This window comes from Streptomyces sp. NPDC088766 (assembly GCF_044750845.1).
Taxonomy (GTDB): Bacteria; Actinomycetota; Actinomycetes; order Streptomycetales; family Streptomycetaceae; genus Streptomyces.
Window position 1 is genome coordinate 1 of sequence record NZ_JBIVKQ010000039.1, and the last position, 13,391, is coordinate 13,391.

The following is a 13,391-nucleotide window of genomic DNA, read 5'->3' on the forward strand; positions in this document are numbered from 1 at the left end:
CCCCTCCCCCATCCCACCGCCCCCCCCCCCCCCCCCCCCCCCCCCCGCCCCCGGCTGGCGCCCGGGCCCCCCCCCCCGGGGCCCCGTCCCCACTGCCGTGGCCGCCGTGCGCGGAAGTGCGGGGAAGCGTGAGGGTGACGGCGGCTCGTGCCCACCGCCCCCACCGGTCCCGCATGCGGATCCGGTGGCAGATCCGCGGCGCATCCCTCGCGTGAAACCTTCCTCGTCCCGGCCCGCGCGCTCATCCGCCGGTGCCCGCCGACGTGCCTCGGCGCCGCCGCCCACCGGGAACAGAGGGCTGCCGCCCATCGGGAACAGGGGAGAGTGCCCCCGCACTCTCCGGTTGCGGGGGCACTCTCTTCGGGCGGCTCACAGGAATCGCCGGATCGGGAGGACCGCGGACTCCTTGGCGCGTTGCAGCACCGCCCGCCGTCTCCACCGCCTGAGGTCGACGTCCATGCTGTCGCGCAGGTCCGCGTCGTAGTCGCGGTCGAGCACGGCGGTGAACTCCTCGTCCAGGACGGCGAGCATCACCTCCTCGTCGTGGTCCATGGACCGGCGGTTGAAGTTCGTGGACCCGATGAGGGAGGCCACCGAGTCCACGGTGATGATCTTGGCGTGCATCATGGTCGGCTGGTACTGGCGGATGTGCACGCCGGCCTCCAGCAGCCGCGTGTAATGGTGCTGACCGGCGAGCTGGCAGGCCCGCTGGTCGGTATGGGGCCCGGGAAGCAGGATCTCGACGCGCACGCCGCGCCGCGCGGTCTCGCACAGCAGGTCGATGAAGTAGGTGTCCGGGGCGAAGTAGGCGGTGGCCAGCCGGAAGCGTTCCTCGGCGGAGGTGAGCATGACCCGGATGAGCGTCTGCATGTCCTGCCAGCCGATGCTCGCGGAGCCGCGCACCACCTGCACCACCGAGGAGCCGGCCTGCGGGTGTGCCGTGAAGCGGTCACGGTCGTCGAAGAGGTCGTCGTGGCACTCCGCCCAGTTCTGCGCGAACGCGGCCGCGATGCCGTCCACGGCCGGACCGCGCACCTGGACGTGGGTGTCCCGCCACTCGCCGGGGTTGCGGGCGTCGCCGCTCCACTCCTCCGCGATGCCCACGCCGCCGGTGAAGGCGGTGTGCTCGTCGACGATGAGGGCCTTGCGGTGGCAGCGGTGGTTCTGCTTGAACGGCGACAGCCACGCGGGTTTGCGGAACCAGGCCACCTGGACGCCCGCCTCGCTCATCAGGTCCAGCAGCCGCCCTTCGATCTCCTTGGCGCCGAAGCCGTCGAGCAGCAGTCGCACGCGCACTCCCTCGCGGGCGCGGTCGGCCAGGGTGGCGGCGAAGTCGTGGGCGATCTGACCCCGCCAGTACACGAAGGTCATCATGTCGATGGTGTGCTCGGCCGCACGGATCGCCCCGAGCATCGCGGGGAAGATCTCGTCACCGTTGCGCAGGGGCACCAGCGCGTTGCCTTCGGTGGCGGCCACGCCGATCAGCCGCTCCAGGCGACGGCGCAGACGCTGCTTGCGCGCCGCCGCGTCGGGTGCGCCGTCGTGAGCGCGGGGTGCCGGTATGTCGTCGAGTATCACGCGGAATCTCCCACTGGACCGTGAAGGCGAACGTCGAGGGCCGCCGCGACGGCCCGGACAACCGGATGCCCGGTCGGCGGCGCGGCACTCCAGCCGTCGCGGGCCGGATTGAGGCCGGGGCACAGGGGCACGTGCATCCCACAGGGACGGCCCCGCCGTACGGGCGGGGGCGGGCGGCAGAGGAGAGGCGGGTCGAGGATGGCGGAGCGAGCGGCGGTGTCCGGGCGGGAGGCCGGGCCGGCGGGCCCCGGTGGCGTGCGGAAACCGCCACTGCGGCCCGGTGGATACGACCCGGCCGACTACGCCCCGCAGGTGGTGCGCTGCGCCGCGGAGGCCGGAGTGTCACCCCTCCTCGTGATGACCGTCCTTTACAACGAGGCGTACAAACCGCACCACCCGCTGCTGGAACGGCTGTGGCAGTGGTGGAAGCCGGGAGCGTCCTTCGGACTGGCCAACATGCACCGTGCGACGTTCGAGCGGGTCCGGCGGACGCACGGCCTGTCGAAGCGGTGGCGGGACCTCCGCGAGGATCCCGCGTTCGCCCTCCAGGCGGCGGCCCTGCATCTGAAGGACCTCGACCGCACCCTTCCGGAGCGGCACGTGCGCCGCTACACCCGCGACGAACTCCTCGCCCTCGGCTACAACACGGGCGAACGCAACATGCGGGCCTTCGCCCGCGGGGTCCCGCCGGGTCCCATGGCACGGTCGTACCTGCGCCGCTTCCGCGCACACCGCGACCGGGCCGCCCGCGCTCTGGCCGCTCCGGCCGACGGCGGCCGGGCGGCGGCGCCTCCGGCCGAGCGGTCGCGGTAGGGGCGGCGGTGCAGGTGCCGTCGGCCGCGCGGCGGATCCCGCACGATCGAGTCCGCGGCCACGGCGGGCGGCGCGCCTCGGCTCAGCCGCCGGCCAGCGACAGCTTGACGGCGAACCCGAGGAAAAGTGCTCCCGCCGCCGACGTGGCCCCCGCCGCCAGCCGCTTGCGCCGCCGGAACGCCGCCGCCAGGCGCGTCCCGCTGAAGATCAGCGCGCTCAGGTACAGCACACTCGCCAGCTGCGCCAACACGCCGAGGACGACGAACGACAGCGCCGGGTAGGCGTAGGCCGGGTCCACGAACTGCACGAAGAAGGCGACGAAGAACAGGATGGCCTTGGGGTTGAAGAGGCTGATGACCAGGGCCCGCCGGAAGGGGCGCTCGTCGGCGACGGCGGCGGACCGCACATCGGACGTGGTCCGCTCGCGCCGGCTGCGCCACATCCCCCACGCGGCCCGGAGCATCCCGACGGCCAGCCAGGTCAGGTAGCCGGCACCCGCGTACTTCACGATGCCGAAGAGCACGGCGTTGCTCTGGAGCAGGGAGGCGACACCGGCGGCGGAGAGCGTCATCAGCACGGCGTCGCCGCACCACACGCCGGCCGCGGCGGTGTAGCCGGCCCGCACCCCGCGCCGGGCGGCGACGGAGAGGACGTACAGCGAGTTGGGGCCGGGCAGCAGGACGATCAGGGCGAGCCCTGCCAGATAGGTGGGGAGGTCGTTGACGCCGAACATGGCAGGAAGTGTCGCACGTCGGTACGGCGTCTCCCAGAGGGATTCTCGGACGCCGTACCCGCATTTACGCCCCGGCCCCCCTCGCGTCTCCGGCACGATCCCCGGACAGGCCCCCGGCCAGCCCTCGAACAGCCCCGGTAGCGCCGCCCCTCGTCGTCACCTCGGCCGTGCGGTCTCCTCGTCGTCCAAGGGGATGCCCAGGCGGTCGGTCACGGCGGTGAGGGCCGTTCCCAGCGGAAGCGCCACCCGGGCCGTCGCGTGCCGGTCGCCCCGGGTCGGGTCGAGGTTGACGATGTGAACCGGTTTCCCCGCCTCGGCCGCCTGGCGGACGAACCGCAGCCCTGACATCACCGTCAGTGAGGAGCCCAGGACCAGCAGTGACGTCGCTCCGCGGACCAGTTCACGACAGTCCTCGACCCGCTGCGGCGGAACGGACTCACCGAAGAACACCACGTCCGGTTTGAGGATGCCGCCGCAGTCCGCGCAGGGCAGCGCGCGGAAGTCTCCGACCTGGTCGTCGGTGAGGTCGGCGTCGCCGTCCGGATTGACTCCCGCGGCCACCGGTTCGAAGCCCGCGTTGGCCTCCGCCAGCCGCCGGGCGAGTTCCCGGCGCGCGCTGACGGCGCCGCAGGAGAGGCAGACGACCCGCGCCAGGCTTCCGTGGAGTTCGACGACGTCCTCGCTGCCGGCGGCCTGGTGCAGGCCGTCGACGTTCTGGGTGATCACACCCGAGAGCAGTCCGTGCCGGCCGAACGCGGCCACGGCCCGGTGCCCGGCGTTGGGGCGGGCGCGGCCGAAGGTGCGCCAGCCGAGGTGGCTGCGCGCCCAGTACCGGCGCCGAGCCCGGGCGCTGGCGGTGAACTCCTGGTAGGTCATCGGGGTGTGCCGGCTCAGGCTTCCGTCCGCGCCCCGGTAGTCGGGGATGCCCGACTCCGTGGAGATGCCCGCCCCGCTGAGGACCAGCACACCGCCGGCGCTCAGCGCCTCGACGACCGGCTCCGGGTCCGTGGTGCCCGGCGGCAGGTCCTCGGTGGGCGTCCAGCTGAGGGTGGGGCGCGTGCGCATGCGAACCAGGGTACGGAACCGGCCGCCGCCGGCAGCGGTCCCCGGACGGCCGGCCCACCGGCCGGTGCGCGGCAGGCCGCGAGGCCGGCCCCGGCACGACGGTGTGGACGGCGCCCCTCGCGGAGTGCGCCTGGGCGCCCACCGTCGTCGACGCCTCCGGTGCCGCGGACCGGCAGAGCCGGTAGCCGACCTCGAACTGCGCTGCCTCGCCGACGAGTTCGGCGTCGTGGGCGTGCAGGCGGGTCGAGGTGTCCTCGATGCCGTCGGCGGCGGACACGACGCGGCGGATGCCCGGTGCGCTCGCCGGCGGGTGCTGCGGCGAGGACGTCGTCCGTCCGCCGGATCGCCAGGCCTCGCCTCCCGGGCGTGCCCCGGCGGGGTACCGCCGCGGCGGACCGCACGGGCGGCCGCCGCGCGCGGGCCTCGGTCATCGAAGCGTGGGGGTCTGCGGGTCGGGGTGGTTCCCGGGGCCTTCGGTCCGGGCGGTCAGCGGGGTCGGTGAGAGGGCCGTGTCCTCCTCACCCGGTTCGAGGAGGGTGGCGGCGGCACCGACGACGAGCGGGTCCGGTTTGCCGATCGCCTCCGGGTCCTTGAGCGTGTAGTCGATCCGGTGGAGCAGGCTGCGCATGGCTTCGAGGCGGGCACGTCGCTTGTCGTTGCTCTTGACGACGGTCCAGGGGGCGTGTTCGGTGTCGGTGGCCCGGAACATCTCCACCTTGGCCGTGGTGTAGTCGTCCCACAGGTCGAGGGACTGGACGTCGGTCGGCGACAGTTTCCACTGGCGGACCGGATCGACCTGGCGGATCGCGAAGCGCGTCCGCTGCTCCGCCCGGGAGACGGAGAACCAGAACTTGACCAGGATGATGCCGTCGTCCACCAGCATCTTCTCGAACGGCGGACACTGCTCGAGGAAGAGCTCGTACTCCCGCTGCGTGCAGAAGCCCATCACGCGTTCGACCCCTGCCCGGTTGTACCAGGAACGGTCGAAGAAGACGATCTCCCCCGGTCCGGGAAGATGGCTGACATAGCGCTGGAAGTACCACTGTCCCCTCTCGCGCTCCGTGGGCTTCTCCAGCGCCACGATGTTGGCGCCGCGCGGATTCAGACGCTCGGCGAAACGCTGGATCGTGCCGCCCTTGCCCGCGGCGTCCCGGCCCTCGAACACCACGACCAGGCGGCCGCCGGTGTCCTTGATCCAGCGTTGCAGCTTGAGCAGTTCGATCTGCAGGACCCGCTTGCGCTGCTCGTACTCCTTGCGCCTCACTTTCCGGTCGTAGGGGTGGTTCTCCCGCCAGGTGGTGATCGGTTCTCGGGCTTCGTCGAGCAGTATCGGCTGTTCCGGGCGGCGGTCGTCGACCGTCAGGCCGTCCAGCAACCGTGCCTCGATCTCCTCGTGGTCCATTCGGTCCTCGCTCCCTGCGTGGGCGGCCGTGCCTTCTGGGCTCCACGGGGCGATTGCCCGAAACGGAGGGCTTCTCACCTCGGCGGCCGCGCGCCGGGTCACTTCCCCGGCACCTGCCTCGAGATGCTGTGCGGACTCCGCGGCGGCCTGCTCGACCGGCTCCGGCGCCGCGCTCTCCGTGAGGCCGGACGCCTTCCGCTCCGCGCATCCGCTCCTCGCGGCGGTGCGCCGCCCGCCCAGGGCACGTGCGATCGCCGAGGTCGCCGAGGTCGCCGAGGTCTCCGCCCCGGCCTTCTCCCGGGCCGTCCCCGTTGCGGTCTGTACGGACTCGGTCATCGGCGGCTTCTCCTCGTCGGATGTGCCGCGTGCAGGGGAGGGAGATGTCCGAGCGCATCGGTGGGGCGGTGCCCGGCCGTCCCGCCGCTGGGGTCCGGTGGTTGGAGGCGCAGGTTCCGCTGCTGCACCGGACCCCAGCTACGAGGCCTGGTGCCCGGGAGTGGACTGCTTCCACCGTTTGTCCGAAGAGGGCTCTGATGGTGGACACGCCTGTGGGCCCCGGGTGTTCCCGGGGCCCACAGTCACGCTGTCGTCCAGCGGGTCACCAGCGGTACCAGCGGCCCTTGCGGCCGCCGGTGTCCGCGCTGCGCATGACGAAGCCGAGCAGCCAGACCACCAGCACGATCACGGCGATCCACCACAGTGCCTTCAGCGCGAAGCCCGCGCCGAAGAGGATCAGAGCCAGCAGGAGAACAAGAAGCAGGGGAACCATGGTTATCAACCTCCGCCGCTCCTGGTGCCCGGTCAATCGCAGAACACACAGCCGAACCACCTGGTTTCTTCGCCGCACGTGCGGGCAGCGGTCACGGACCCGCCACCGGTGTCCGCCTCGCCCGCCCCGGGCACATGGCGCCGGACGACCGATGAGTTTCACGGTGATCCGCAGTCAGAGATCATGGTTGGTGCGCCACAGCCGCGAGTGCGACCCCGTCGCGCGCCTTCCGCACCTCCCGACATCAGAGAACCGGACACGAGACAACCGAGGAACTTCCGATGCGCACCCTGATCAGCACCGCTTTCGTCTCCCTCGACGGCGTCGTCGAGGCCCCGGGCGGCGAGCCCGGCTACCGGAACTCCGGCTGGACCTTCAAGAACGTCGAGTTCCTCCCCGAAGCCTTCGACATCAAGGGGCGCGAGCAGCAGGAAGCCACCGCGATGTTGCTGGGCCGGACCAGCTACGAGGCGTTCAGCCCGGTCTGGCCGGACATGGAGGACTTCGCCGACTACAAGGTGATGCCGAAGTACGTCGTCTCCACCACCCTCACCGAGGACGACCTGGTGTCGAACTGGGGCGAGACCAGCATCCTGCGCTCCCTCGACGAGGTCGCCGCGTTGAAGGAGACCGAGGGCGGCCCGATCATCGTGCACGGCAGCGCGGCCCTGAACCACGGTCTGTCGGACGCCGGCCTCATCGACCGCTACCACCTGCTCGTCTTCCCGCTCCTGCTCGGCGCGGGCAAGCGCCTGTTCAGCACTTCCGACAAGGACGCCCAGAAGCTGACGCTGGTCGAGCACGAGGCCTACGCCAACGGCGTGCAGAAGAACGTCTTCGACGTCGTCCGCTGACCGGGCGGCGGGCCGCACCTCCGGACGGCGGCGGGCCGCACGCCGTCCGGCACGACCGGCCCGTGACCGACGCCGGTCACGGGTCGGTGGACGGCCGGGCCGCGGCCACGTCCACCGGCCCGTGCCCGGCCGGCGCGCTCGGGGGCGCGGGGTCACCGTCGCTCACGTGAGCCATCCGTCGGTGATCCCCTGGCGGTGCGGCCGCGCGGCGCCCACGCCCTCGATGTCGCTCTCGGCGGTCCTCAGCAGCTTCCGGGCGAGGTCGTTCATGGCCCGGCCGGCTGCCAGTTCGTCGCCGATCTCCGGCACGTCCGGGTCCGCCGGATGGCAGTGCGCACTTCCGTGGCCGGTGAGTTCCGTGGTGCCGGTGTCCAGGGTCAGCTGTGCTTTCGTCGTTCCCGAGTCGTCCTCGAACAGATGAAGACGGACCGTCCATTCCGACGTGTGCGACATCGCTTTCCTCCTTGATCCGGATGGGGGCTGTCATGAGGTGCGGGGCCGTGCGGAGGCGGCCTGCATCCTGTCCTCGATGCGGCGCCGGACGCCGGCCGTGAGTTCGCTCAGCCGCTTTGAGGCCGTCGCCCGGGGGGCGACCGGCGCTCGGATCCGGCGGGCGGCCGGGGGCAGTGCCTCCAGGTCCGCGGTGAGCCTCTCCCTGCTCTCGTCGAGCGTGGGCCGCCTCCCGGTGCGCCGCCCCTCCAGCATCACCGTCTCCAGCAGCGGCACGCCGTCGTCGGGGGGCCGCTCGTCGGCGAGCCCGATCACGTCGGCGTAGCCGGGACGGCGGAACACCTGCTTGCGGCCGGGTGCCGTCACCTTCGCCGACGAGAGCTTCATCACCGGCCGGCCGTCGAACTCGACCAGCTTGTAGGCGGAGTCCAGGTAGGGTGCGTCGGCCGACACGCCGACGCGGGTGCCCACGGCGTACGTGTCGATCGGTGCCCCGGAGCGGACGAGGTCGTCCACGGCGTACTCGTCGAGACCGCCGCTGGCCACGATCCGCACATCCGGCAGGCCCGCCTCGTCGAGGAGGGAGCGGGTTCGCACGGCCAGGTTCCCCAGGTTCCCGCTGTCCAGCCGTACGGCCGAGCCGGGCCCGCGGTCCAGGTCCCGCAGCACGCGTGCCGCGACACGGACGCCCTCCTCGGTGTCGTAGGTGTCCACCAGCAGGGTCACCGGACCGGGGTGGGCGCGGGCGAAGGCGCGGAAGGCCTCCTCCTCGGAGGCGAACGCCTCCACGAAGGAGTGCGCCATGGTGCCGACGGCGGGTATGCCGTACGCGGTGGCCGCCGCCACGTTGCTGGTCCCCGCGAAGCCGGCCATCGCGCTCAGACGCGCGGCCCGGAACCCCGCCTCGGGGCCGTGGGTGCGACGCAAGGAGAAGTCGACGACCGGATGACCGGCCGCCGCGAGCGTGCAGCGCACGGCCTTCGAGGCGATCGTCGTCTGGTGGTTGAGCTGGTTGAGCACGTACGTCTCGACCAGCTGCGCCTGCGGAAGAGGTGCGGTCACCTCCAGCAGCGGCTCGTCCGCGAGCACGATCCGCCCCTCCGGGACCGCCCGCACCTGGCCGGTGAACGCCAGCCCGAGCAGGGGTGCCAGGTCCTCCGGCGGCCGGTGCAGCGCCGAGGCGAAGGCGGCGACGTCCTCGGGGCCGACCTGGAAGCCGGCCAGGTAGTCGAGTGCCGACTCGAGGCCCGCCGCCACCAGGAAGCCGCGCCCGGGCGGCAGGGAGCGCGCGAAGAGGCTGAACGTCGCCGGGCCGGTCGTTTTCTCCCGCAGGTAGGACATGGCCATCGTGACTTCGTACAGATCGGTGGTCGTCGCATCCGACATCGCTGTCATCTCCCGGGCTCGGCCGGAGTCGTGTCCGTCACGGGTGGAAGCGCGCGGACCACCGGGGCTCCACGACGTTCCACTCGGCGTCCCACTGCGCGTACCTCCTCCGGTCCAGGACCAGACGCATGCCCGTCCAGGCCGCGGCGGACCCGGCGGCCACGCCGAACGCCGCCATGCCGCCCATCAGCCAGCCGCTGGTCGTCGCGTTGAGCTCGCTCGCGGGCGGACCGGTGACGGTTCCGTTCCGGTTCACCCACACGCGCACGGTGGCGCCCTTGGGGGTTCCCGGTTCGACGAGGGCCGCTCCCGTCCGCACGACCCCGTCGGTGCCGGTCCAGCGGACCTGCGCCGACCGCTTCGCCCAGTCGTCACCCTTGACGTCCGACGTCAGGCGGGCGGTGACCTGGTGCCGTTCCGCCGCCTGGGTGTGCACGGTGTCCATCGACGCCTCGTACACCGTCGTACCCGCGCTCACCGCGGCCGCCGGCAGCCCGATGAGAAGAACCGCCATGAGGGCGCGGCGGCACCAGCACTCGAACCTGTCGGACGGACGCCTCAGGGGGTTAGCGCCCTTGGACGCGTGGTCGCCGTGCCCCGACGGCGGACCTGATGTGTACGGCGAACCTTGTGCGTTCATGAGTCGGCCTCCAGCAACTCGCCGGCCGTTCCCACCACCTGCTCCCACCGTCGGACGGCGGCGGGGCGGGGGAACAGGGCCGGAGGTCCCTGCCGGACCGGTTTCCGGCCCAGTCCGTCGCCCCGGACCGCGGGCGTGCCGGTCGGGCCCGGGGTACGAACGCGCCGGGACCGGGACCGGAGCCGGGACCCGGCGGGTGCTGCGGGTCCGCTCGGACCCGCCGGGGGCCCGGCGGAACCGACCGCCAGGGGAACTGCCATCGCACCCGTCTCCTCTCGCGGTGGGTGCCACCTTCCGGGCCCGCGCCGCGTCGCCGCTCCACATGCGCCGGGAAGGGGATTGGGGTACTCCTCGAAGGAGGGACGCCCCGCGCCGGTGTGCCGGCGGCCTCCGGCGCGTGCACGCCGCCGGATCCGTCGTCCGTCACCCGCCGTCGTACCGCCGTCGTAACGCCGTCGAACCCACCGTCGTATCCAGCTTCGTACGAGACGGAGACCGCCGCCATGCAGCCAGTCGTCACCGTGGGTCCCGACGGCTCGTCCGGACGTCTCTCCGCCGCCCGCGGGGCCGCCGACGGGGCCGCCGACGGGGCCGCCGACCGCGGGCTCACGCCGCGCCCGCCGGGCCCGCCGCACGCGCGGGTCCTGCCGGCGTCCGGACCGGTCCGCGTTCCCCCGCAGGCCGGTCGGAACCGCTCGGCGCAGCGTTTCGTCCGCACCGTGCGGGCGGAGTTCCGAGCCCGTCACCCCCATCGGGACACCGTCGGCAGCCCGGTGGCCGACGCCGCCCGGAACCCCGGGCTCCGGACCGCATCCGGTTCCGGTGCGACCGCGCCCGGCGCACGGCGGCCGGACCCCTTCGGCAGCCGCTGCCCGGCCGGCGTCGGCATGCCGTTCGTGGCCCGGGCGGAACGGCCCGTGGCCCTCCGTGCCGTCGCCCCGGCCGCCGTCCGTCACGGGCGCTTTGCCGCCGTGGTCCCCCATGACTGAGCCCGGCCGTGACGGACGCGCGGCGCGGCCGGTGACCGGGGCCGACGGACCCGTGCTCCGGTCCGGCGCACCCCAGGACGGCGAGCTGCCGCGCGCCGAGGTGTGCGAGACCCACACCGCGATCGTGTTCTTCGCCGGCGACCGCGCCTACAAGGTCAAGAAGCCGGTGGACCTGGGGTTCCTGGACTACACCACGCGGGCGGCGCGCCGGACCGCGTGTGCCCGCGAGGTCGCTCTCAACCGCCGTTTCGCCCCCGACGTCTACCTCGGCCTCGGCGAGTTCCGCGGCCCCGGCACGGAGACCCCCGAGCCGCTCGTGGTGATGCGGCGCATGCCCGCCGACCGACGCCTCTCCCGCCTGGTACGGGACGGGGCCGCCCTCGACGACGTCCTGCGGGCCGTCGCCCGGCACCTCGCCGCGTGGCACGCGGACGCGCCCCGCGGTCCGGACGTGGCCGAGCAGGGCACGCGGGACGCCCTGTCGTCGCGCTGGGAGGCAAGCTTCGCGCAGGTCCACGCGCTGGCCGACGACGGCTCCGTGCCCGACGGGGTGACCGAGACGGAACGGCTGGTGCGGCGCTACCTCGCCGGCCGCGAACCGCTGTTCGCCTCCCGCATCGAGCAGGGCCGGGTGGTCGACGGCCACGGCGACCTGCTCGCCGAGGACATCTTCTGCCTCGACGACGGCCCTCGCGTCCTGGACTGCCTGGAGTTCGACGACCGGCTGCGCCACGTCGACGGCCTGGACGACGCCGCGTTCCTCGCCATGGACCTGGAACAGCTCGGCGCGCCGGAAGCCGCCGCCTACTTCCTCGCGCAGTACGGCGAATACTCCGGCGACCCCGCTCCCGCGTCCCTGTGGCACCACTACGTCGCCTACCGCGCGTTCGTCCGTGCCAAGGTGTCCCTGATCCAGGCCCACCAGGGCGCACCCGGCGCGCGGACGGCGGCACGCCGGCTGGTGTCGACGACGCTGCGTCACCTGCGCACCTCCGCCGTCTCCCTGACCCTCGTGGGCGGGCTGCCCGGCAGCGGGAAGTCGACCCTGTCCGGGGCGCTGGCCGACCGGCTGGGGGTCACCCTGCTCAGCAGCGACCGCGTCCGCAAGGAACTGGCGGGCATCCCACCGGAGCGGTCCGCGGCGGCCGGCTACGGCGAGGGGCTCTACACACCCGAGTGGACCGCCAGGACCTACGCCGTCCTCCTCGACCGGGCGGCCGCTCTGCTGTCCGCGGGCGAGTCCGTCGTCCTGGACGCCACCTGGTCCGACACGGTCCGGCGCGAAGCGGCACAACGCGTCGCCGAACGCACCAGCGCCGACCTCGTCGCCCTGCGCTGCCGGGTTCCGGACGAGGTGTCGGCCGCCCGCCTGAGCACGCGCGCCCCCGGCCCGTCCGACGCCGGCCCGGACGTCGCCGCCGCCATGGCGGCCCGCGAACCGGCCTGGCCCGAGGCCGTCGCCGTCGACACCGGCGGTCCGCTGGATTCCGCCGTCGCCCGGGCACTGGCGGCCGTACGTCCCTGGGGCACCGGGCAGGCCCCGGTCTTCCGCCGTCCCTACATGGAGCCGGACTGAGGGGACGTCCGACCGAGCGGGGTCCGTGTTGCCGGAGTGCCGCGCCGGGGCGACCGTGGAGGTGGGGGAGCGAGGAAGTGAGTACCGTGCGTGCGCTCGTCTACCACGGTCCGGGGCACATCTCCTGGGACACCGTCCCGGACCCCACGACGCAGGAGGCCACCGACGCCGTCGTGCGCGTCGACGCCACCACCGTCTGCGGCAGTGACCTGCACATCCTGCAGGGCGACCTCCCCGAGGTGAAGCCGGGGACGGTCCTCGGCCACGAGGCCGTGGGCGAGGTCGTGGAGGTCGGGCGTGACGTCCACGACCTGCTCCCCGGCCAGGAGGTGATCGTGTCGTCCGTCTCCGCGTGCGGCCGCTGCCAGGCATGCCGGGAGCGTCGGCACGGCCAGTGCCGCGGAGGCGGCGGCTGGCTCCTGGGAAACCGGATCGACGGCGCCCAGGCCGAGTTCGTGCGGGTCCCCTTCGCCGATCACTCCACCCACCGACGGCCCCCCGCCGTCCCGCCCGACCAGGCGCTCCTGCTCGCCGAGGTGTTCCCGACCGCCTACGAGGTCGGGGTACGCAACGGGAACGTCGGCCCCGGGGACACCGTGGTCGTGGTGGGCGCGGGTCCCGTCGGTCTCGCCACGGTCGCCGTCGCACGGCTGTGCTCACCTCGCCGGATCATCGCGGTGGACCTGTCCGAGGCCCGGCTGAAAGCCGCGGCCGGCATGGGGGCCGATGCCGCCGAAGTGCCGGGCAGGATGATCGCCGAGCTGTCCGAGGGACCGGGCGCCGACGTCGTCGTCGAGGCGTCCGGCGAACCGGAGGGCTTCGTCCTGTGCACGCAGGCCGTCCGGGCGGGAGGGCGCATCGCCAACATCGGGACGCACGGCGGACCGGTCACCCTGCACCTCGAATCCCTGTGGCGCAAGAACGTGACGATCAGCACCGGCCAGGTCGACACGTCCTCCATACCGTGGCTGCTGGAACTGGTGAGGTTCGGACGTCTGCCCGTCGCCCGGCTGGTCACCCACACCCTCGGTCTCGACCGGATGGAACAGGCCTACGAGATCTTCTCGCAGGGCGCCGCCACCGGGGCCCTCAAGGTCGTGCTGCGACGGGAGTGACAGGGGCCGGGACCAGAAACC

General features: G+C 73.2%; 12 protein-coding genes. 4 read left to right on the forward strand and 8 right to left on the reverse strand.

Annotated features, from left to right (window positions below):
- Positions 1-369 precede the first annotated feature (369 nt).
- Positions 370-1,578 carry a phosphatidylserine/phosphatidylglycerophosphate/cardiolipin synthase family protein gene (locus tag ACIP5W_RS33940; RefSeq protein WP_401481613.1) on the reverse strand — a complete coding sequence of 403 codons (1,209 nt, stop codon included), beginning with the start codon at positions 1,576-1,578 and terminating at the stop codon, positions 370-372.
- A 198-nt stretch (positions 1,579-1,776) separates the two neighbouring features.
- On the opposite strand from ACIP5W_RS33940, the gene ACIP5W_RS33945 reads away from it, so the two are divergent.
- Positions 1,777-2,391, forward strand: a complete 615-nt coding sequence (locus tag ACIP5W_RS33945; RefSeq protein WP_401481614.1) for a lytic transglycosylase domain-containing protein — start codon at positions 1,777-1,779, stop codon at positions 2,389-2,391.
- 82 nt (positions 2,392-2,473) lie between these two features.
- Here the strand turns inward: ACIP5W_RS33945 and leuE are convergent, their stop codons facing one another.
- From leuE to ACIP5W_RS33965, 4 genes are all read right to left on the reverse strand, one after another.
- Positions 2,474-3,124 (reverse strand): leucine efflux protein LeuE, encoded by a 651-nt coding sequence (leuE, locus tag ACIP5W_RS33950; RefSeq protein WP_401481616.1) that lies wholly within the window; start codon positions 3,122-3,124, stop codon positions 2,474-2,476.
- Positions 3,125-3,280: 156 nt separating this feature from the next.
- Positions 3,281-4,189, reverse strand: coding sequence for an NAD-dependent protein deacetylase (locus ACIP5W_RS33955; protein WP_401481618.1), 909 nt, complete (start codon positions 4,187-4,189; stop codon positions 3,281-3,283).
- Positions 4,190-4,616: 427 nt separating this feature from the next.
- The gene (gene ppk2, locus ACIP5W_RS33960; protein WP_401481677.1) at positions 4,617-5,591 is read right to left on the reverse strand and encodes a polyphosphate kinase 2; all 975 of its coding nucleotides are present in this window, start codon (positions 5,589-5,591) and stop codon (positions 4,617-4,619) included.
- A 598-nt stretch (positions 5,592-6,189) separates the two neighbouring features.
- Entirely contained in the window at positions 6,190-6,360 is a 171-nt protein-coding gene (locus ACIP5W_RS33965) for a DUF5670 family protein (protein ID WP_030933194.1), read from the reverse strand.
- A 281-nt stretch (positions 6,361-6,641) separates the two neighbouring features.
- On the opposite strand from ACIP5W_RS33965, the gene ACIP5W_RS33970 reads away from it, so the two are divergent.
- Positions 6,642-7,214, forward strand: a complete 573-nt coding sequence (locus ACIP5W_RS33970; RefSeq protein WP_401481620.1) for a dihydrofolate reductase family protein — start codon at positions 6,642-6,644, stop codon at positions 7,212-7,214.
- A 162-nt stretch (positions 7,215-7,376) separates the two neighbouring features.
- Here the strand turns inward: ACIP5W_RS33970 and ACIP5W_RS33975 are convergent, their stop codons facing one another.
- Genes ACIP5W_RS33975 through ACIP5W_RS33985 form a run of 3 tightly spaced genes read right to left on the reverse strand, consistent with a single transcriptional unit; the run spans position 7,377 to position 9,564 of the window.
- Positions 7,377-7,667, reverse strand: coding sequence for a DUF1876 domain-containing protein (locus tag ACIP5W_RS33975; protein WP_401481622.1), 291 nt, complete (start codon positions 7,665-7,667; stop codon positions 7,377-7,379).
- Between the two features lie 30 nt (positions 7,668-7,697).
- Positions 7,698-9,050, reverse strand: coding sequence for a nicotinate phosphoribosyltransferase (locus tag ACIP5W_RS33980; RefSeq protein ID WP_401481624.1), 1,353 nt, complete (start codon positions 9,048-9,050; stop codon positions 7,698-7,700).
- Between the two features lie 37 nt (positions 9,051-9,087).
- Positions 9,088-9,564: a hypothetical protein gene (locus ACIP5W_RS33985; protein WP_401481626.1), complete on the reverse strand. Its 477-nt coding sequence runs from the start codon at positions 9,562-9,564 to the stop codon at positions 9,088-9,090.
- Positions 9,565-10,779: 1,215 nt separating this feature from the next.
- On the opposite strand from ACIP5W_RS33985, the gene ACIP5W_RS33990 reads away from it, so the two are divergent.
- Positions 10,780-12,255 (forward strand): AAA family ATPase, encoded by a 1,476-nt coding sequence (locus ACIP5W_RS33990; protein WP_401481679.1) that lies wholly within the window; start codon positions 10,780-10,782, stop codon positions 12,253-12,255.
- Between the two features lie 86 nt (positions 12,256-12,341).
- Positions 12,342-13,370 (forward strand): alcohol dehydrogenase catalytic domain-containing protein, encoded by a 1,029-nt coding sequence (locus tag ACIP5W_RS33995; protein ID WP_401481681.1) that lies wholly within the window; start codon positions 12,342-12,344, stop codon positions 13,368-13,370.
- The last annotated feature ends 21 nt before the right edge of the window (positions 13,371-13,391 follow it).